Origin of the sequence: Streptomyces sp. ADI96-02, assembly GCF_003846185.1 — a bacterium.
Classification (GTDB): Bacteria; Actinomycetota; Actinomycetes; order Streptomycetales; family Streptomycetaceae; genus Streptomyces.
Genome location: NZ_ML123034.1, coordinates 3,551,236 through 3,571,002 on the forward strand (window position 1 = coordinate 3,551,236; position 19,767 = coordinate 3,571,002).

At 71.9% G+C, this 19,767-nt stretch carries 18 protein-coding genes; 6 read left to right on the top strand and 12 right to left on the bottom strand.

The window, feature by feature from the left end:
- The first annotated feature begins 8 nt into the window (after positions 1-8).
- Positions 9-860, top strand: coding sequence for an SCO4651 family lipoprotein (locus EES43_RS15525; protein ID WP_124269268.1), 852 nt, complete (start codon positions 9-11; stop codon positions 858-860).
- Positions 861-1,111: 251 nt separating this feature from the next.
- Complete coding sequence (locus EES43_RS15530) at positions 1,112-1,318, top strand: hypothetical protein (protein WP_124269269.1); 207 nt, start codon at positions 1,112-1,114, stop codon at positions 1,316-1,318.
- A 189-nt stretch (positions 1,319-1,507) separates the two neighbouring features.
- Here the strand turns inward: EES43_RS15530 and EES43_RS15535 are convergent, their stop codons facing one another.
- Positions 1,508-1,906: a metal-sensitive transcriptional regulator gene (locus EES43_RS15535; protein WP_124269270.1), complete on the bottom strand. Its 399-nt coding sequence runs from the start codon at positions 1,904-1,906 to the stop codon at positions 1,508-1,510.
- Between the two features lie 303 nt (positions 1,907-2,209).
- On the opposite strand from EES43_RS15535, the gene EES43_RS15540 reads away from it, so the two are divergent.
- Both EES43_RS15540 and EES43_RS15545 read left to right on the top strand, forming a co-directional pair.
- A complete protein-coding gene (locus EES43_RS15540) occupies positions 2,210-2,830 on the top strand; it encodes a DUF47 domain-containing protein (protein WP_003968094.1) in 621 nt (206 codons plus the stop codon).
- Between the two features lie 5 nt (positions 2,831-2,835).
- Positions 2,836-3,834 carry an inorganic phosphate transporter gene (locus EES43_RS15545; protein ID WP_124269271.1) on the top strand — a complete coding sequence of 333 codons (999 nt, stop codon included), beginning with the start codon at positions 2,836-2,838 and terminating at the stop codon, positions 3,832-3,834.
- A 203-nt stretch (positions 3,835-4,037) separates the two neighbouring features.
- Here the strand turns inward: EES43_RS15545 and pstB are convergent, their stop codons facing one another.
- The 9 genes from pstB to mshD all read right to left on the bottom strand — a co-directional run bounded on the left by pstB (position 4,038) and on the right by mshD (position 14,640).
- Entirely contained in the window at positions 4,038-4,814 is a 777-nt protein-coding gene (gene pstB, locus EES43_RS15550; protein WP_124269272.1) for a phosphate ABC transporter ATP-binding protein PstB, read from the bottom strand.
- Between the two features lie 40 nt (positions 4,815-4,854).
- On the bottom strand, positions 4,855-5,937 hold the full coding sequence (pstA, locus tag EES43_RS15555) for a phosphate ABC transporter permease PstA (protein ID WP_124269273.1): 1,083 nt from the start codon (positions 5,935-5,937) through the stop codon (positions 4,855-4,857).
- Positions 5,934-6,926 (bottom strand): phosphate ABC transporter permease subunit PstC, encoded by a 993-nt coding sequence (gene pstC, locus EES43_RS15560; RefSeq protein WP_124269274.1) that lies wholly within the window; start codon positions 6,924-6,926, stop codon positions 5,934-5,936. Before pstC ends, pstA begins: the two co-directional genes overlap by 4 nt.
- Before the next feature lie 173 nt (positions 6,927-7,099).
- Positions 7,100-8,233, bottom strand: a complete 1,134-nt coding sequence (gene pstS, locus EES43_RS15565; RefSeq protein WP_124269275.1) for a phosphate ABC transporter substrate-binding protein PstS — start codon at positions 8,231-8,233, stop codon at positions 7,100-7,102.
- 306 nt (positions 8,234-8,539) lie between these two features.
- Entirely contained in the window at positions 8,540-8,992 is a 453-nt protein-coding gene (locus EES43_RS15570) for an NUDIX hydrolase (protein ID WP_241192443.1), read from the bottom strand.
- Entirely contained in the window at positions 8,989-10,107 is a 1,119-nt protein-coding gene (locus tag EES43_RS15575) for a CHAD domain-containing protein (RefSeq protein ID WP_124269277.1), read from the bottom strand. Before EES43_RS15575 ends, EES43_RS15570 begins: the two co-directional genes overlap by 4 nt.
- Positions 10,094-12,349, bottom strand: a complete 2,256-nt coding sequence (locus EES43_RS15580; RefSeq protein WP_124269278.1) for an RNA degradosome polyphosphate kinase — start codon at positions 12,347-12,349, stop codon at positions 10,094-10,096. The genes EES43_RS15575 and EES43_RS15580 overlap by 14 nt, the downstream gene beginning before the upstream one ends.
- 456 nt (positions 12,350-12,805) lie before the next feature.
- Positions 12,806-13,144, bottom strand: a complete 339-nt coding sequence (locus tag EES43_RS15585) for a MerR family transcriptional regulator (RefSeq protein ID WP_124269279.1) — start codon at positions 13,142-13,144, stop codon at positions 12,806-12,808.
- 572 nt (positions 13,145-13,716) lie between these two features.
- Positions 13,717-14,640, bottom strand: coding sequence for a mycothiol synthase (gene mshD / locus EES43_RS15590; protein ID WP_124269280.1), 924 nt, complete (start codon positions 14,638-14,640; stop codon positions 13,717-13,719).
- 290 nt (positions 14,641-14,930) lie between these two features.
- On the opposite strand from mshD, the gene EES43_RS15595 reads away from it, so the two are divergent.
- Entirely contained in the window at positions 14,931-16,748 is a 1,818-nt protein-coding gene (locus EES43_RS15595; RefSeq protein WP_124269281.1) for a bifunctional metallophosphatase/5'-nucleotidase, read from the top strand.
- Between the two features lie 197 nt (positions 16,749-16,945).
- Positions 16,946-17,887, top strand: coding sequence for a phosphatidylinositol-specific phospholipase C (locus EES43_RS15600; RefSeq protein WP_124269282.1), 942 nt, complete (start codon positions 16,946-16,948; stop codon positions 17,885-17,887).
- Positions 17,888-17,893: 6 nt separating this feature from the next.
- Here EES43_RS15600 and EES43_RS15605 read toward each other — a convergent pair whose 3' ends face one another.
- Together EES43_RS15605 and EES43_RS15610 are read right to left on the bottom strand one after the other, a co-directional pair.
- The gene (locus EES43_RS15605) at positions 17,894-19,315 is read right to left on the bottom strand and encodes a HAMP domain-containing sensor histidine kinase (protein WP_124272000.1); all 1,422 of its coding nucleotides are present in this window, start codon (positions 19,313-19,315) and stop codon (positions 17,894-17,896) included.
- On the bottom strand, positions 19,312-19,767 hold a 456-nt coding region (locus EES43_RS15610), incomplete at its 5' end, for a winged helix-turn-helix domain-containing protein (protein ID WP_164493179.1). The genes EES43_RS15605 and EES43_RS15610, both read right to left, overlap by 4 nt.

A 19,767-nucleotide genomic window follows, 5' to 3' on the forward strand; every position in this document is an offset into this window, starting at 1 on the left:
GGCAGGCGATGGTGGTGCAGCAGTACAGGAGCGGAGGCGGGGCCCGCGCTGCCTGCGCCCTCGCCGTGGCGGCGGCGGTCTCGGTGGCCTGCGGATGCTCCGCGCAGGACGAGGTCGACGGCGGTTCCAGGACGCGGGCGGTGGCGGCGGAGCGCCCGCGGGATCTGCTCGGCCGGGCGGCGGACGTCCTGGCCGAGGCGGGGGGCGCGGAGGCCCGTACGTCGATGCAGACGGCGGCCGGGGGGACGCGCGTGACGATCAGGGGCCGGGGCACGTACGACTTCCGCAAGCAGGTGGGGCGGCTGAAGGTGATGCTGCCCGACGGGGCGGCGGGCGCGGACCGGCACCGGCCGATCACCGAGCTGCTGGCTCCCGGCGCGCTCTACATGCGCAACCGCGGTGCCGGGGTGCCCGACGGGAAGTGGGTCCGCATCGACACCACCGGCCTCAAGGACGGCAACCTCGTCACCGGCGGGGCCACCGATCCGATGGCGGCGGCCGAACTGCTGCGCGGCGCGCGCGAGGTGACGTATGCGGGGACGTCGGAGCTGGCCGGAGTGACGGTGCGCCACTACCGGGGGGTCGCGGATCTCGGCCGGGCGGCGCGGGCGGCGTCCCCGCTCTCGCGGGGTGCGCTGAACGCGGCGGCGAAAGGGTTCAGCAAGGACGCGGTGCCGTTCGACGCGTATCTCGACGAGGAGGGGCGGCTGCGGAAGGTCCGGCACCGGTTCAGCTTCGCCTCCCGGGGCCCGGAGGTCTCTGTGGTCTCGACGCTGCTGCTGTACGGCTTCGGGACGCCGGCGGCCGTGGTCCTGCCCGACGGGGACGACATCTACACCGGAGAGATCCGGCAGGACTGAGTGCCGTGCGGAGCCTCTCGCGCGCCCGGCGTGCGCCGGGCGCGCGGGCGATCCGGAGGGAGGCGGTCCGAAGGAGCCGGTCGAAGGCGCCGGTTGGGAGGGGATCAAATGGTCCGTCCGTGCCATGCGCGGCCGGTACGCCGCTCCCTACGCTGGGGGCTGTACCGCGCTCCCCGGCGGGACGGCGGGGCAGCCCCGGGGAGCAGCCCCCAGGGAGCCGGTGCGCCAAAGGTCGGCGACGGCAGAGAGAGGTGACGCAGGTGGAGACGCTCAGCGCTCCGAACGCTCAGGACTGTGTGGCCCTCGCCGAGATCGAACTGTGCGGCGAACTCATGATCGCGGCCTCCGCGGCGCATGGGGAACGCCTCAGTCCCGACCGGATCGACGAAGTGCTCAACGTCGGGGACCCGCAGGAGTGGGCGACCGCCGTCCCTCGGCAGGGCGCTCGCCGGGGGTGACGCCCGCCGTGCCGTGCGGCACGGACGCCCGGCCCGCGTACCGAAGCAGGCCCGCGCGACGGAAGCCGTCCTGCGCACGGAAGCCGCCCCGGCCCGGCACGCGGCGCACGGAAGCCGCCCCGGCCCGGCACGCGGCGCACGGAAGCCGTCCCGGGCCCGGCACGCGGCGCACGGAAGACGGGCCGGACCTCAGGTGCGCAGCAGCCGGGCGATCGCCTTCGTGGCCTCGGCGACCTTCGCGTCGACCTCGTCGCCTCCCTTGACCGCCGCGTCGGCGACGCAGTGGCGCAGGTGCTCCTCCAGCAGTTGGAGCGCGAAGGACTGCAGGGCCTTGGTGGAGGCGGAGACCTGCGTGAGTATGTCGATGCAGTAGACGTCCTCGTCGACCATGCGCTGGAGGCCGCGGATCTGGCCCTCGATGCGGCGCAGACGTTTGAGGTGCTCGTCCTTCTGGTGGTGGTAGCCGTGGATGCCGCGGTCGTGGTCGGTGACGACCTCCGCGGGGCCGGCCGCCGGTGTCCGCGCCGCCGTGCCCGCCGGGTCCGCCGTGCCCGCCGGCTCCGTACCCGTGGTCCCGGTCATGGTCATGTGGGTCCTCCCGTTGTCCTGATCGCCGTGTCCTGATGTGTCCTGATCGCCCTGTGCGGCGCGTGCCCCGACCGCCCTGCGCGCCGCGCCCCGGCTGCCGCCGCGCGCCGTGCGCTGACTGCGGCTCCCCCTCCGTTCCATACCCCCTCCGGGTATATGGTAACGAATCCCGCCGAAACGTGACCGGGGGCCCGTGCCTATCCCCGTCCCCCATGGGCGACACTGATGAGGGCCGGTTAGCCGTGGCCGGATGATGCGCCTAGCATCAGCCTGACCGAATCCAAAGCATCCCGAGGACCCCACGTGCGCTTTCGTCTGACCCCCAGGGAGACGAGCTTCTACGACATGTTCTCCGCGTCCGCGGACAACATTGTCACGGGCTCGAAACTCCTGATGGAACTGCTCGGGGCGGATTCCGCCTCCCGGGTCGAGATCGCGGAGCGTATGCGGGCAGCGGAGCACGCGGGGGACGACGCCACCCACGCGATCTTCCACCAGCTGAACTCCTCCTTCATCACGCCGTTCGACCGCGAGGACATCTACAACCTGGCCTCCTCGCTCGACGACATCATGGACTTCATGGAGGAGGCCGTCGACCTGGTCGTCCTCTACCAGGTGCAGGAGCTGCCCAAGGGCGTCGAGCAGCAGATCGAGGTGCTGGCCCGCGCGGCGGAGCTGACGGCGGAGGCCATGCCGGGGCTGCGGACCATGGACAACCTCACCGAGTACTGGATCGAGGTCAACCGGCTGGAGAACCAGGCCGACCAGATCCACCGCAAGCTGCTCGCCCACCTCTTCAACGGCAAGTACGACGCCATGGAGGTGCTCAAGCTCAAGCAGATCGTGGATGTGCTGGAAGAGGCGGCTGACGCGTTCGAGCACGTCGCCAACACCGTGGAGACCATCGCGGTCAAGGAGTCCTGAACCTCGTGGACACCTTTGCGCTGATCGTGACCATCGGCGTCGCGCTCGGCTTCACGTATACGAACGGCTTCCACGACTCCGCGAACGCCATCGCCACCTCGGTCTCCACCCGGGCGCTGACCCCGCGTGCGGCTCTGGCGATGGCGGCGGTGATGAACCTGGCGGGCGCCTTCCTGGGCCAGGGGGTCGCCAAGACCGTCAGCGAAGGGCTGATCGCCACCCCGGTGGGCCAGAAGGGGATGGGCATCCTGTTCGCGGCGCTGGTCGGCGCGATCATCTGGAACCTCGTCACCTGGTACTTCGGCCTGCCCTCCTCGTCCTCGCACGCGCTGTTCGGCGGCATGGTCGGCGCGGCGCTGGCCGGCGGCACGGACGTGATCTGGACCGGCGTGCTGGAGAAGGTCGTCATCCCGATGTTCGTCTCCCCGGTCGTCGGCCTGGTGGTCGGCTACCTGGTGATGGTCGGCATCATGTGGATGTTCCGGAACGCCAACCCGCACAAGGCCAAACGCGGCTTCCGGATAGCCCAGACGGTATCGGCGGCGGGCATGGCCCTGGGGCACGGCCTCCAGGACGCCCAGAAGACGATGGGCATCGTGGTCATGGCCCTCGTCATCGCCGATATCGAGGGCCCGAACGACGAGATCCCGGTCTGGGTGAAGGTCGCCTGCGCCCTGATGCTCTCGCTGGGTACGTACGCGGGCGGGTGGCGCATCATGCGGACCCTCGGCCGCAAGATCATCGAGCTGGACCCGCCGCAGGGCTTCGCGGCCGAGACGACCGGCGCCTCGATCATGTTCGGCTCCGCGTTCCTCTTCCACGCCCCCATCTCCACCACGCACGTCATCACCTCCGCGATCATGGGCGTCGGCGCGACGAAGCGCGTGAACGCCGTGCGCTGGGGTGTCGCCAAGAACATCATCCTGGGCTGGTTCATCACCATGCCGGCCGCGGCCCTGGTCGCCGCGCTGAGCTACGGCGTCGTGGTGCTGCTCTTCGGCTGAGCGGTCCCGGACCCCGGCTGAGCGGGCCCGGACCCCGGCTGAGGGAGCCGGCCCTTCAGCGCCGCGAGCCCGGCCGCGCACATGGGTCCGCCCCCGCTCTCCTCCCGGAGAGCGGGGGCGGACCCTTTCGCCTTGTGGTGGCACCGCCATGCAGCACCGCAAGGCTGTCGCGGGGCCCCGGTCCGTACCGGGGCCGGGGCCGGTCAGCCGAAGCGGCCGGAGATGTAGTCCTCGGTGGCCTGGACCGACGGGTTGGAGAAGATCCGCTCCGTCTCGTCTATCTCGATGAGCCGGCCGGGCTTGCCGACGGCGGCGAGGTTGAAGAACGCCGTGCGGTCCGAGACGCGGGCCGCCTGCTGCATGTTGTGCGTCACGATGACGATCGTGAAGCGCTCCTTCAGCTCGCCGATCAGGTCCTCGATGGCGAGGGTGGAGATCGGGTCGAGGGCGGAGCACGGCTCGTCCATCAGCAGGACGTCCGGCTCGACCGCGATGGCGCGGGCGATGCACAGGCGCTGCTGCTGGCCGCCGGAGAGGCCGGAACCGGGCTTGTTCAGCCGGTCCTTGACCTCGTTCCAGAGGTTCGCGCCGCGCAGCGACCTCTCCACGATGTCGTGCAGCTCGCTCTTGCGGTAGCTGCCGTTCAGCCGCAGCCCCGCCGCCACGTTGTCGAAGATCGACATGGTGGGGAACGGGTTCGGGCGCTGGAAGACCATGCCGACCGTGCGGCGTACGGTGACCGGGTCGACGCCGGAACCGTAGAGGTTCTCGTCGTCCAGGAGCACCTTGCCCTCGACCCGGCCGCCGGGGGTGACCTCGTGCATCCGGTTCAGGGTGCGCAGGAAGGTGGACTTGCCGCAGCCGGACGGGCCGATGAAGGCGGTCACGGAGCGGGGCTCCACGGTCATCGAGATGTCCTCGATGGCCTTGTGGGTGCCGTAGAAGGCGCTGAGGCCGCTGATGTCGATGCGCTTGGCCATGGAGATCACTGCTTCTTTCGGGAGGTCGCTGACGGCCGCGTCAGCGACCGGTCTTCGGGGCCTTCCAGCGGGCGATGCCGCGGGCCACGAGGTTGAGGATCATGACGAAGGCGATCAGCACCAGGGCGGCGGCCCAGGCGCGGTCGTAGGAGGCTGCCTCACCGATCTTGTACTGCTCGTAGATGTAGAAGGGCAGCGACGACTGGGCGCCTTCGAAGGGGTTCGCGTTGATCATCTGGCTGCCGAAGACCAGCAGGATGATCGGGGCGGTCTCGCCGGCGATGCGCGCGATGGCGAGCATGACGCCGGTGGTGATGCCGCCGATCGCGGTGGGCAGGACCACCTTCAGGATCGTGCGCCACTTCGGGATGCCGAGGGCGAGGGACGCCTCGCGCAGCTCGTTGGGGACGAGCTTGAGCATCTCCTCGGTGGAGCGCACCACGACCGGGATCATCAGGATCGTCAGGGCCAGCGCGCCCATCAGGCCGGACGGCTGGATGTCGGCGATCAGCATGATCGACAGGATGAAGAGGCCGGCCACGATGGACGGGATGCCCGTCATCACGTCGACGAAGAACGTGACGGCGCGGGCGAGCGCGCCCTTTCCGTACTCCACCAGGTAGACGGCGGTCAGCAGGCCGAGCGGGGCGGAGATCACCGTGGCGATGCCGACCTGCTCCAGGGTGCCGAGCAGCGCGTGGTAGACGCCGCCGCTGGCTTCCGAGCCGAGCACGCCGGCCATCGAGTGGGTGAGGAAGTAGCCGTCCAGGCGCTCGGCGCCGCGGGTGATCGTCGTCCACAGCAGCGAGGCCAGCGGTACGACGGCAATCAGGAAGCAGACCCACATCACGCTCGTGGCGAGGCGGTTCCTGGCCTGGCGCTGGTTCTCGACGATGGTGGTCGCGACGTACGAGACGGCCAGGAAGAGCAGGGCCGAGATCAGGCCCCACTGGACGCGGCTCTGCCAGCCGGCGGCCAGCGAGAGGCCGACGCCCAGCGCGATCGACACGACGGCGAAGCCGAGCGGCGCGAAGCGCGGGAGGGAGCGGCTGCTGAGGCTGCCGCCGGGGGAGGGGGGTGCGGGTGTCCGGCGTTCCTGGACGCCGGTGGGTGCGTTGCTCATGCGTTGGCCCCCGAGTACTCCTTGCGGCGGGCGATGATGAGCCGGGCCGCGCCGTTGACCAGCAGGGTGAGGACGAAGAGGACGAGGCCGGAGGCGATCAGGGCGTCCCGCCCGAACGCGTCGGCCTCGCCGAACTTGGCGGCGATGTTCTGGGCGAACGTCCCTCCGCCGGGGTTGAGCAGGTGCAGCGAGATGAGGAAGTTCGGGGAGAGGACCGTGGCGACGGCCATCGTCTCGCCGAGCGCCCGGCCCAGGCCCAGCATCGAGGCGGAGATGATGCCGGAGCGGCCGAAGGGCAGCACCGAGAGGCGGATGACCTCCCAGCGGGTCGCGCCGAGGGCCAGTGCGGCCTCCTCGTTCATCTTCGGGACCTGGAGGAAGACTTCGCGGCTGACGCTGGTCACGATCGGCAGGATCATGATCGCGAGGAGGATGCCGACGGTGAAGAGCGAGCGGGCGACGCCGACCTCGGTCTTCTCGAAGATGTAGGTCCAGCCGAAGAACTGGTCGAGCCAGAGGTTGAGTCCTTCGAGGTACGGCACCAGGACCAGGGCGCCCCAGATGCCGTAGACGATGCTCGGCACGGCGGCCAGCAGGTCCACCACGTACGCGATGGGCGCGGCCAGCCTGCGCGGCGCGTAGTGCGAGATGAACAGGGCGATGCCGACGGCGATCGGGACCGCGATGACCATCGCGATGACCGAGCTGACGACGGTGCCGAAGAGCAGGACCGCGATGCCGAAGACCGGCGGGTCGCCGGCCGGGTTCCAGTCGAAGGTGGTGAGGAAGTTGCCCTCGTCCTTCGAGATGGCGAGGACGGAGCGGTAGGTGAGGAACACGGCGATCGACGCCATGATCACGAGCAGCAGGATGCCCGAGCCGCGCGAGAGGCCCAGGAAGATCTTGTCGCCCGCGCGCCCGGTGGACCGGGGGCGGGGCCGCTGGACCGGCGGCGCCGGTGGCGTGTCTATCGGTGTGGTGGAAGCCATGGTCTTTCCGGTCTGTGTGGGGGAGCGGAGTCGCTTCCCTGGCGGCGGTGCACCGGATGGAGGGTGGGGCGGGGGCGGCGGGCCGGTCCGAAGGGGTGCGCCGGACCGGCCGCGCCTGCGGGTGGCGCGTACTGCGCCGGGAGGTGGGTCCCGGTGTGACGCCGGTCCCGGTGTTACGACAGGGAGGCGACGGTCTCGCGGACCTTGGCGTTGATCTCGGCCGGGATGGGCGCGTAGCCGGCGTCGGTGAGGACCTTCTGGCCGTCCTCGGAAGCGGTGTAGCCCAGGAAGGACTTGACGGTGGGGAGCGTCTCGGGCTTGTTGCCGCTGTCGCAGACGACCTCGTAGGTCACCAGGACCAGCGGGTAGGCGCCCTCGGCCTTGGTGGTGTAGTCGAGGTCGAGCGCCAGGTCCTTGCCGGTGCCCTTGATCTTGGCGGCGGCGATGGCCTGGGAGGCGTTCTCCGAGGTGGCCTTCACCGGGGCGGAGCCGCCGGTGTTGATGTCGACGGTGGGGATGTCCTGCGAGGTGGCGTAGGAGAGCTCGAAGTAGCCGATCGCGCCGTCGACCTGCTTCACCTGGGCGGCGACGCCGGAGGAGCCGGACGCTGCCTGGCCGCCGGGTGCGGGCCACTTCTTCTCGGCCTCGTACTTCCAGTCGGACGGGGCGGCGGCGTTCAGGTACTTGCCGAGGTTCTGCGTGGTGCCGGAGTCCTCGGAGCGGTGGAACGCCTGGATCGCCTTGTCCGGGAGGTCGACGCCGTCGTTGAGCTTGGCGATCGCCGGGTCGTTCCACTTCTTGATCTTGCTGTCGAAGATCTTGGCGAGCGTGGGCGCGTCCAGGACGAGGTTGTCGACGCCCTCCAGGTTGTAGCCGACCGCGATCGGGCCGCCGACCATCGGGAGGTTGATGCCCTGGCCCTTCCCGCACGTCTTCCTGGAGTCGGCGACCTCCTCGGGCTTCAGGGCCGAGTCGGAGCCGGCGAAGCCCACGGTGCCCTGGTTGAAGGCGACGATGCCCTCACCGGAGGACGAGGAGTTGTAGTTGATCTCCACGCCGGGGCAGGCGGCCATGTAGTTCTTCACCCAGAGGTCCATGGCGTTCTTCTGCGCGCTGGAGCCGGACGCGCGCAGCTGGCCCTTCGCGTCGCCGCAGTCGACGTCCGACGCCGCGGTCGTCTTACCGCCCGCGGCGGTGGCGCCGCCGGTGTTGTCGTCCGAACCGCACGCCGTGAGGACCAGGGCGCCGGAGACGGCGAGGGCACCGAGCGCGGTGGCACGAAGCCGGTTCTTGCGCTGAAGCTTCACTTCGGGTGTTCCTTCCAGGAGCCGCCGTGGTCTGTTCGTTCTACGACGGCGTGCGTTGAGGAGCGGCACTGCGGCGTAGCGCCGCGCACCGTGTACGTCCGAAATTAGGCAGAACAGGTGAAGCGGCCTACGGGAGAGAGTGAACGGCAGGTGAACCGTGCCGGACAGGCAAGTGCGGGTACGCCGGGCCCACCGCCGAATCCGCTGTCGCGCGTACGCCGCCGGGGGCGGGCCCGGTCGGCGGGGCGGCCGGCTCTCCGGCGCGGGGCGGACGGAAGGGCCCCGTGCGGGGCGTTGCCGCAGGTCTCAGCCGTGCCCGAGGGCGTCGAGCAGGGCGGTGAGCTGGACGCCGTCGCGGGGCTGGGTGAGGCGGGTGCGGGCCGCGCCGGGCGTCAGCCACTGGACGCGGTCCACCTCGTCGTTGGCGGCGAAGGCCCCGCCGGTCGCCTCGGCGGCCCAGTAGGCGACCTCCTTGGGGCGTCCGTCCACCAGGTAGTGGGACGTAGGGAGCCGGGCGCCGGGCGCGCAGAGATGGCCGGTTTCCTCCTGTACTTCGCGTACGGCGGCGGCCAGCGCGTCCTCGCCGCGCTTCAGCTTGCCCTTCGGGAAGGACCAGTCGTCGTAGCGCGGCCGGTGGACCAGGCAGACCTCCAGCCCGCCGCCGTCCGGCGAGCGGCGCCACAGCACGCAGCCCGCGGCCAGCACGGTGCTCCGAGGGTGGTCCGCCGCTCCTTCGCCGGGCGGCTGCGGGCGGGTCACGGCCGGGTCATGGCCGCCGCGTACGGCCATGCCTCCCGGAACACCGCCCGCGCGGCCTCCACCTCGTGCCGCTGGTCGGCGTGGAGCACCCCGAGCGCGTACGCGGTGGCGGGCGCGATCCGCGGGGTGCGGGCGGCTGCCGCCGCGGCGGCAGCCGCCTCGGCCGCGTCGCGGTGCAGGTCGAGGGCGTGGCCCGCGCCGGTGAGGGCCGGGTCGGCGGCACCGAGGACGACCTCGTGGGCGTACCGGTGCAGCCGCAGCAGCAGGCGGGCCTGGTGCCACGCCGCGTCCTGCGCCTCGTTGTACGGCTGGATCGCCGCGTCGGCGGGCAGGGCGGCGACCGCGCCGAGCACGCGCTGTTCGGCGCGTTCGGCGGGCTCCAGGAGCGCTTCGGTCCCGCGGCCGGTGACGCCCGGGGCGAGCGGCACCTCGGAGGCGAGGAGGGCGACGGCGTCGGCGACCGCGTGGAAGCGGGCGGAGCCGAGCGCCTGGAGCGCGGCGGAGTGGGCCCGGGTCCGGGCGAGGGTGAGCTGTCGTTCCAGCAGGGCCCCGGCGCGGGCGGCGCCGACTCCGAGCGCGGCGCGCCCCTGGGCGTCGGCGGAGCCGGTGGCGGTCTCCCGGTGTACGGGCCCCGATCCGCGCGGCGGTGGCAGGGCGGCCCCGGAGAGCCGGTGCAGGGCCTCGACGAGCCGGGTGAGGCGGCCCGCGTAGGCGTGTTCGCGGGCGAGGGTGCCGGAGAGCCAGGCCAGTTCGGTGCGGACCTGGTCGGCCCAGGCCGGGTCGAGCACGGGGCGGAAGGTGTGCAGCGAGCCGCTGATGCGCCGGGCCGAGCGGCGCAGCGCGCGGGCGGCGCGTTCGGCTCCCTGGTCGCCGGAGTCGGCGGGGGCGCTGTGCTCGCGGTGCAGGCGCAGGCTGCGCAGGAAGTCCGCGGCCTGTCCGCGCAGGTAGGGCGCGAGGACGGCGTCGGCGGTCGGGTCGCCGCAGACCCGGGTGCGGAGCTCGCGGGCGCGGGCGGCGGCGCCGTCGGGGGCCCGGTCGCGCGGTCCCTCGGCGGGGGCGGCCGGGGCCGCTTCGGCGGCCGGCCGGGTCGTCGTCTGCTGGTCAGGGCGTCGCACGCCGGCGCCTCCGGGCGTCAATGAGCATTTCCTGGACGTGCCGCAGCGGCTGGCCCTCCGCGTCCGTGGCGTGCCGGGTCCAGTTCCCGTCGGAACCCAGGTGCCAGGAGGAGGTGGTGTCGGCCATACCGGTCTCCAGGAGTCGGCTGAGCGCGGCGCGGTGGGCGGGGTCGGTGACCCGGACCAGGGCTTCGATCCGGCGGTCGAGGTTGCGGTGCATCATGTCGGCGCTGCCGAACCACACCTCGGGCTCGCCGCCGTTGCCGAAGGAGAAGACCCGGGAGTGTTCGAGGAAGCGGCCGAGTATCGAGCGGACCCGCACGTTCTCGGAGAGTCCGGGGACGCCGGGGCGGATCGCGCAGATGCCGCGCACCCAGATGTCGACGGGGACGCCGGCCTGGGCGGCCCGGTAGCAGGCGTCGATGATCGCTTCGTCGACCATCGAGTTGACCTTGAAGCGTACGTAGGCGGGGCGGCCGGCGCGGTGGTGGGCGATCTCCTTGTTGATGCGGGCGATCAGCCCGTCGCGCAGGGACTTCGGAGCCACCAGCAGGCGGCGGTAGGTCTCGCGGCGGGAGTAGCCGGAGAGCCGGTTGAACAGGTCGGAGAGGTCCGCGCCGACCTGCGGGTCCGCCGTCAGCAGGCCCAGGTCCTCGTAGAGCCGGGCCGTCTTGGGGTGGTAGTTGCCGGTGCCGACGTGGGAGTACCGGCGCAGCGTGTCGCCCTCCTGGCGGACGACGAGCGACAGCTTGCAGTGGGTCTTGAGGCCGACGAGCCCGTACACGACGTGGCAACCGGCCTCCTCCAGCTTGCGGGCCCACTTGATGTTGGCCTGCTCGTCGAAGCGCGCCTTGATCTCGACCAGGACGAGGACCTGCTTGCCGGACTCGGCGGCGTCGATGAGGGCGTCCACTATCGGGGAGTCGCCGGAGGTCCGGTACAGCGTCTGCTTGATCGCCAGGACGTCCGGGTCGCCCGCGGCCTGTTCCAGGAACGCCTGGACGGAGGTGGAGAAGGAGTCGTACGGGTGGTGGAGGAGCACGTCCCGTTCGCGCAGCGCGGCGAAGATGTCAGGCGCGGAGGCGGACTCGACCTCGGCGAGGTCGCGGTGGGTGCCGGCGATGAACTTGGGGAACTTCAGCTCCGGCCGGTCCAGCGAGGCGATGGCGAACAGGCCGGTGAGGTCGAGCGGTCCGGGCAGCGGATAGACCTCGGCGTCGGACACTTTCAGCTCGCGGACCAGCAGGTCCAGGACGTACGGGTCGATCGACTCCTCGACCTCCAGGCGCACGGGCGGGCCGAAGCGGCGGCGCATCAGCTCCTTCTCCAGGGCCTGGAGCAGGTTCTCCGCGTCGTCCTCCTCGACCTCCAGGTCCTCGTTCCTGGTGACCCGGAACATGTGGTGCGCCAGCACCTCCATGCCCGGGAACAGCTCCTCCAGGTGGGCGGCGATGACGTCCTCTATGGGGACGTAGCGCTGCGGCGACGCCTCCAGGAAGCGGGTCAGCAGCGGCGGGACCTTGACCCGGGCGAAGTGCCGGTGGCCGCTGACCGGGTTGCGGACGACGACGGCCAGGTTGAGGGAGAGCCCGGAGATGTAGGGGAAGGGGTGCGCGGGGTCGACGGCCAGCGGGGTCAGGACCGGGAAGACGCGCTGCCGGAAGAAGGTGAACAGGCGGGCCTGCTCCTTCTCGGTCAGATCCGGCCAGCGGATCAGCTGGATGCCCTCGTCGGACAGGGCCGGGGCGATGTCCTGCTGGAAGCAGGCGGCGTGCCGGGCCATCAGCTCGCGCGAGCGGGTCCAGATCAGGTCGAGGACCTCGCGGGGCTGGAGGCCGGAGGCGGAGCGGGTGGCGACGCCGGTGGCGATGCGCCGCTTGAGGCCGGCCACCCGGACCATGAAGAACTCGTCCAGGTTGGAGGCGAAGATCGCCAGGAAGTTGGCGCGTTCCAGCAGGGGCGTGGCCGGGTCCTCGGCCAGCTCCAGGACGCGTTCGTTGAAGGCGAGCCAGCTGCGTTCGCGGTCCAGGAAGCGGCCCTGGGGGAGCTGGTCGCCGTCCCGGTCGGGCTCGTAGGCGTCCGCGTCGGCGTCGAGGTCGGGGTCCAGGTCGGCGGCGGTGGAGAAGCCGACTCCGTGGGAGGAGGAGCCGGCGACGGCGCTCGGCCGGTTCGCGGCGAGGGAGCCGACCGACGGCTGGGCGGCGGGCTGGACCGGGACCTCGGAGCTGGGCTGCTGGCTCATGAACCCATTCTTCCGCGTGGAGGGCCCTTCAGGCGCGTCGGAGCCGGGAAGGATCGCGGAAGGCCCGGAAAACCCGAGGTGGGAGCGGAGGCCGGGGCCGGAGGGGGACCCGGCGCCGCCCCCGTGCGTTCTCCCGCCGCGGCGGGGTACGGGCACGGCTGGCTGCATCCCGTGAGGTTCCCAAGGGAGTCTGAATGGCCGGTAACGGCGACATGACGTACAGGAAGCGGTGTGCCTGCCGATCGGACTCGGCGGGGCCCGGAGCGCGCCGACGTGTGGCCGGAGGATGACGGTACGGGTAGGGCTTCCGGAACCGCTCCCGGGGCCGACCGGTACGGCCGTTCGGGTGGCGAGCCCGGCGGTGCGGGGAGACCGGCCGGGGCGGAGTCGCGTGACGCCGCCCCGGGGCGGCCGGGCGGGCTTCCGGGTGTGGATCGGGCTGCCCGGCCGGGAGTCTCAGGCGGTGGGCGGGGACGTCGCGCGATGGGCGCGCAGCTCCTCGTTGATGCGCTGCGCCTCTTCCAGCTGGTCTTCCAGGATGACGATGCGGCAGGCGTCCTCGATCTTGGTGCCCTGGTCCACGAGCTCACGGGCGCGGGAGGCGATGCGCAGCTGGTAGCGGGAGTAGCGGCGGTGGCCCCCGTCGGAGCGCAGCGGGGTGATCAGGCGGTTCTCGCCGAGCGTGCGCAGGAAGGCGGGGGTGGTGCCGAGCATCTCGGCGGCCCGGCCCATGGTGTAGGCGGGATAGTCGTCGTCGTCGAGATTGTCGGCGGGGCGGGTACTGCGAGGGGGCATAGCACCTCTTCTTTCGGGGACACGTCGGGGGGCCCGAGTGCCGTACGGCACTCGGGCCCCGAGCTTTCAACACCATCTGCCGACGCCGTGCGCCGGCCCTCTTGTTCCGCCGGTCGGCCCGGGAGGGCCGAGGAGCGGGGATCGCGGATGCGTGACCGGGGACCACCTTCCGTTCCGGGGTCTGCGGTACCCGAGCGGAGATTTCCTCGCTCAGGCGATCCTGATGGCGTCTGCTCCTTACCTCGTTCGTTCGGTTCGGTCTTCTTCACTGCGTGCGGCCCCTGGGGCCGCACGGCCCGGCAGCCAGCGCGGGGACCCACCGATTCCGGCCCCTGCGCTCCACTGCCGTTCCGCTCACTGCTCTGACCTGCGTGCACGGCAGTTCGTGTCTGCCGTGCCCTGTGGTTTTCGGCTACGACAGAACACTAACCCCGCTCGACGCCGGATGTCTACCGTGGCGGCTATAGATTTTCTTCAGGGGTGAGGAGGGAGGTTCTGTGACGCGGGCACGCCGAAAGCTGTCGGGCGCTGTGCGGCGCCCGCCGGGAGCCGCCGTGCCGCCGACCCGGCGTTCAGGACTCCGTGCGGTACATCAGGTCCACCTCGTGCGTGGTGAAGCCCATCCGCTCGTACACCGCGACCGCCGCCGTGTTGTCGGCGTCCACGTAGAGCATCGCGGTGGGCAACTGCTGGGCGGCCAGGTGGCGCAGGCCGATCGCGGTCAGCGCCTTGCCGAGGCCGCCGCCCTGCGCCTCGGGGAGGATCCCGACCACGTACACCTCGCCCAACTGCTCCTCGGCGTGCACCTTCGTCCAGTGGAAGCCGACGATCGCGCCGTCCCGCTCGGCCAGGAAGAAGCCCTTCGGGTCGAACCAGGGCTCCGCCTTCCGGTCGTCCAGGTCCTGCTGGGTGAGCGAGCCCTGCTCGGGGTGGTGGGCGAAGGCGGCGCTGTTGACGGCGAGCCAGGCGGCGTCGTCGACACCGGGCGTGAAGGTCCGTACGGTGACGCCCTCGGGCAGCGCGGGCTCCGGCAGGTCGAGCGGGATCAGGCTCCGGCGGAGCTGGCGCAGCTCGCGGAAGAGGGAGAGGCCGAGGACCTGGGCCAGATGGCGGGCGGCCGACCCGCCGCCGTGCGCCCAGACCCGCAGCCGCTTGCCGGTCGCGGCGAGGAGGGCCGAGCCCAGGGCCCGGCCGTGGCCGCTGCCGCGCCGGTCGGGGCGGACGACGAGTTCGGCGGCCGGGGCCTCCACAGGGTCGGTGTCCTCCAACTGGGCGTACCCGGTGAGCGAGCCGTCGACCGTGAGCAGGAAGTGGCGTACGCCGTCGCGGTGTCCGCCCCGGATCCGGAGCCTGCCCTGTTCGGAGACGGCCTGCCGGCCGTCGGACCCGGCGGCCTCGGCGAGCAGGTCGAGGACGGCGTCGGCCTGGGCGGGATCGAGTGCGTCGAGGGCCTGAATCTCGCGTCCGGGGGCGGGGAGGGGTACGTCAGTCGTCATGGGGACGAGCGTACGGGGAGCGGTGCAGGGCCGGGGCGGATGCGGGACGCCGGTACGCCCGCGGTGTCCTGCCGGCGGGGCGGCCGGAAAGGAGCCCCGTTCCGAGGCGTATGACCGGCTCTGTTCAACTCTGCACGGCTTATGGCCGGTACCGCCCGCCTCGGTGCGGTCCCGGCGACCCTTTTGGCGGGATGGCAACCAGCTCGTAACCCCGAACACCTGTTGCGCTACGCGCGTTGACCCTAGGCTGCGGCACGCAGGATTCCAGACGTGACACTACAAGGGGACCGATGTCAGCGACTCCGCAGAAGAACCGCGCGGCCCGGCGGGTGCTCGCCGCCGCGGCCGGCCTGGCCACCGTGGGCGCGCTCGTCGCCGCGATGCCGGCGGGAGCCCAGGGCCGCGGCCACGGGCACGGCGACGGCCACGGGCACCAGCCCCGTACCGTCGACGTGCAGTTGCTGTCCTTCAACGACCTCCACGGCAACCTGGAGCCCCCGGCCGGCTCCGCCGGCACGGTCTCCGAGAAGCAGGCCGACGGCACCGTGAAGGCCGTCCCGGCCGGCGGCGTCGAGTACCTGGCGAGCTCGCTGCGCACCGCGCGCAAGGGCAACCCGTACTCCGTCACGGCGGCCGGCGGCGACATGGTCGGCGCGAGCCCGCTGCTGTCGGGCCTCTTCCACGACGAGCCCACCATCGAGGCGCTGAACGGCCTCGACCTGGACGTCACGGCCGTCGGCAACCACGAGTTCGACGAGGGCGCGGCCGAGCTGGCCCGCCTCCAGAACGGCGGCTGCCACCCGGTCGAGGGCTGCTACGAGAAGGGCAAGAGGTTCAAGGGCGCGGACTTCCCCTACCTCGCGGCCAACGTGACCAAGGAGAAGTCCGGCAGGCCGCTCCTCAAGCCGTACACGGTCTGGAAGAAGAACGGCGTCCGGATCGGCTTCATCGGCGTGACCCTGGAGGGCACCCCGAACATCGTCACGGCCAACGGCGTCAAGGGCCTGAAGTTCCACGACGAGGTCGAGACGATCAACAAGTACGCCCGCGAGCTGGACCGCAAGGGCGTGAAGTCGATCGTCGCGCTGATCCACGAGGGCGGCGCCCCGGCCTCCTCGTCGTACAACTACGACTGCGACAGCCCCGGTCCGGGCGACGGCGTCTCCGGCCCGGTCGTCGACATCGCCAAGGGCATCACGCCGAAGGTCGACGCGCTGGTCACCGGCCACACCCACCAGGCGTACGCGTGCACCGTCCCGGACCCGTCGGGCAAGCCGCGCACGGTCACCTCGGCCTCCTCCTTCGGCAAGCTGTACACGGACACCACGCTGACCTACGACCGCCGCACGGACGACATCGTCCGTACGTCGGTGGAGTCCGCGAACCACGTCGTCTCCCGGGACCAGGCCAAGGCCACCGACATGACCCGGCTGATCGAGCGCTGGAACAAGCTCGCCGCGCCCATCGCCAACCGGCCGCAGGGCTGGATCACCGCCGACATCAACGGCCGGGGCTCCACCGCCCTGGAGAAGCCGCTCGGCAGCGTCATCGCCGACGCGCAGTTGGAGGGACTGGCCCCGGCCGACAAGGGCGGCGCGCAGATCGCCCTCATGAACCCGGGCGGCATCCGCGCGGACCTGGTCCACAAGGCGTCCGGCGGTGAGGGCGACGGGGTCGTCACGTACGGCGAGGCGTTCACCGTCCAGCCGTTCACCAACATGATGAACGTGGTCGACCTCACCGGCGCGCAGCTGGTCACCGCGCTCCAGCAGCAGGTCAGCGGCTCCAACGAGGCCAGCCCGAAGATCCTCCAGGTCTCGAAGGGCCTCACCTACACGCTGGACCTCACGAAGACCGGCGCGTCCCGCGTGGTCGCCGACTCCGTCAAGCTGAACGGCGCGGCGATCGACCCGGCCGCGACCTACCGCGTCGCGATGAACGAGTTCCTGGCGGGCGGCGGCGACGGCTTCGCGGCGCTCGGCCAGGGCACGAACAAGCTGGTCGGCGCGTCCGACCTGGACCTGTTCAACGCCTACCTGGCGGCCCACTCCACGGCCGCCGCGCCGCTGGCCCCGCCGGCGACGGACCGGATCACGGTCATCCAGTAGTCACCCGACCGCCGCCGGTCGGCGTTGGGACCGGGGCGGCGGGCCGTACGAGGCCCGCCGCCCCGGTGCGTTCCTCCGGCGCCCGGTGGCGCGGTCCGGGGCCGGGGCGCGTCCCCCTCTTCCGGTTGTGACGTGCACCCGTCACAATCCAAGGGCCGCACCCCGCCGCACCCCCCACGGCCGTTGGAGGCTTCCGCATGTCCGCACCCGTGTCCACCCGCACCTCCCCGTCCGCCCCCGCGCCCGCCGGTCTCACCAGCCGCCGAGGGTTCCTGGCCGGGGCGCTGGCCGTCTCCGCCACCGCGCTCGTCGGCGTCGGCACGAGCCCCGCCGGGGCGTCGACGCGGGCGGTCCGGGGCACGCAGGACTGGATGGCCGCGCTGCCCGACTCCCTGGCGTTCCAGCGGATGACCATCCCCGGAACGCACGACTCCGGTGCGCGGTTCGGCGGGCCGTGGAGCGAGTGCCAGAACACCACCGTCGCCGACCAGTTGAACAGCGGCATCCGCTTCCTCGACGTGCGGTGCCGGATCACCGGGGACTCCTTCGCGATCCACCACGGAGCCTCGTTCCAGAACATCATGTTCGGCGACGTGCTCATCGCCTGTCGCGACTTCCTCGCGGCGCGGCCGACGGAGACCGTGCTCATGCGGGTCAAGCAGGAGTACTCGCAGGAGAGCGACGCGGCGTTCCGGCGCATCTTCGACATCTACCTCGACACCAAGGGCTGGCGCTCGCTGTTCCACCTCGACCCGGTGCTGCCCGCGCTCGGCGGCGCCCGCGGCAAGGTGGTGCTGCTGGCGAACAACGGCGGCCTGCCCGGAGTGCGCTACGGCGACCCCGCGCTCTTCGACATCCAGGACGACTACATGGCGGAGCCGTTCGCCAAGTACCCGAAGATCGAGAACCAGTTCCGCAAGGCCGTCCAGCAGCCAGGAAAGCTGTTCATGAACTACGTCTCCACGGCCGCGCTGATGCCGCCCCGCTGGAACGCCGACCGGCTCAACCCGCAGGTGCACTCGTTCCTCAACGGCTCCGGCACGGCCGGCTGGACCGGCCTCGGCATCGTCCCGCTGGACTTCCCCACCAACCGGTCCGGGCTGGTCGAGACGCTGATCCGGCACAACCCGACCGGCTGACCCGCCTCACAGCTCCGGCGGCGGCACCGGCGCGCCCGGCAACCTCAGGGACGCGACCGTCCCGGTGCCCTCGGCCGGGGCGCCGAGGGTGATCTCGCCGCCCGCCTGATGGACCGTACGGGCCACGATGGACAGGCCGAGGCCGGAGCCGGGGAGCTGGCGGGCGGACGGCGAGCGCCAGAAGCGCTCGAAGACGTGCGGCAGTTCCTCGGCCGGGATGCCGGGGCCGCGGTCCCGGACCGTCAGCACGCCCCGGTGCAGCCGTACGTCGACGGCTCCGTGCGGCGGGCTGAACTTCACGGCGTTGTCGAGGACGTTGACGATCGCCCGCTCCAGGGCGGCCGGTTCGGCCCGTACGTACCAAGGCGCCAGGTCGGCGTCGATCGTCAGCTCGGGGCCGCGCAGCCGGGCGCGCCGGAGCGCGGTGCGGGCGATGTCGTGCAGGCCCACCACCTGGAGCGGGCCGGGCTGGGCGGCGTCCGGACGGGCCAGTTCCTGGAGGTCGCCGATCAGCGCGGCCAGCTCCGTCATCTGCGCCTTCACCGAGGCCATCAGCTCCTTGCGGTCCTCCGGCGGGATGACGCGTCCGGTGTCGTCGCTGCGGGCCAGCAGCTCCACGTTCGTACGGAGCGAGGTGAGCGGGGTGCGCAGCTCGTGGCCGGCGTCCGCGATCAGCTGGGCCTGGCGGTCGCGGGAGGTGGCCAGAGCCGCGGCCATGGAGTTGAAGGAGCGCGACAGCCGGGCGATCTCGTCCTCGCCGTCGGCGGGGATGCGGACGGTCAGGTCCTCGGTGCGGGCCACGTGCTCGACCGCCTCGGTCAGCTCGTCGACCGGGCGCAGGCCCGCGCGGGCCACCCACAGCCCGGCCGCTCCCGCGCCGACGACGCCGATGCCGGAGACGATCAGCAGCACCCAGGCGAGCTGGGTGAGCGGGTCGGTCACCTGCTTCATGGAGACGGCGACGGAGATGGCGAGGTCGGGTCCGGCGGGCGAGGTGTAGACGCGCATCGCGGTGCCGTTCTCCGACTCCGTGGTGTGCGTGGCGTCCTTGCGCTGCCCGAGGGCGACCGCCCGGTCGTCCTCCTGGATCGGGATGGCCGATTTGCCGGGCAGGGTGCAGGGCCGGTCGCCGGCGGCCGGGACCAGCTGGATCGTGTACGGGCCGGTGACGACCTGGAGGTCGCTGGGCAGCCCGCTCGTGCAGGACGTCGTCAGCAGCCTGGTCACGGTGTCGTTGGGCTTGATCTGGGAGAGCGTGGTGTCGAGCTGTTCGGTCAGCCGTTCGCGGGTCGTCACCCAGCAGGCCACCGCCACCGCCGCGACGGCGACCGCGACCGCCGTGGCGACGAGCATCGCGAGCCGCGACCGCAGCGGCAGGGCGCGCAGCCGCCGGGGCAGCGCGCGGAACCGGTCCGCCTGGCCGGTCATCCCTCGCCGCCCGCGCGCAGCGCGTAGCCGACGCCCCGTACGGTGTGGACGAGGCGCGGCTCGCCGCCGGCCTCGGTCTTGCGGCGCAGGTACATCACGTACACGTCCAGGGAGTTGGAGCTGGGTTCGAAGTCGAAGCCCCAGACCGCCTTCAGGATCTGCTCCCGGGTCAGCACCTGGCGCGGGTGGGCCAGGAACATCTCCAGGAGGGTGAACTCGGTGCGGGTCAGCTCGACCCGGCGCGCGCCGCGGGTGACCTCGCGGGTGGCGAGGTCCATGCGCAGGTCGGCGAAGGCGAGGACGTCGTCGTCGGGCACGTCCGCGCCGGCCGCCGAGGCGTAGGAGCTGCGGCGCAGCAGGGCCCGGATGCGGGCGAGGAGTTCGTCCAGCTCGAACGGCTTGACCAGGTAGTCGTCCGCGCCCGCGTCGAGACCGGTGACCCGGTCCCCGAC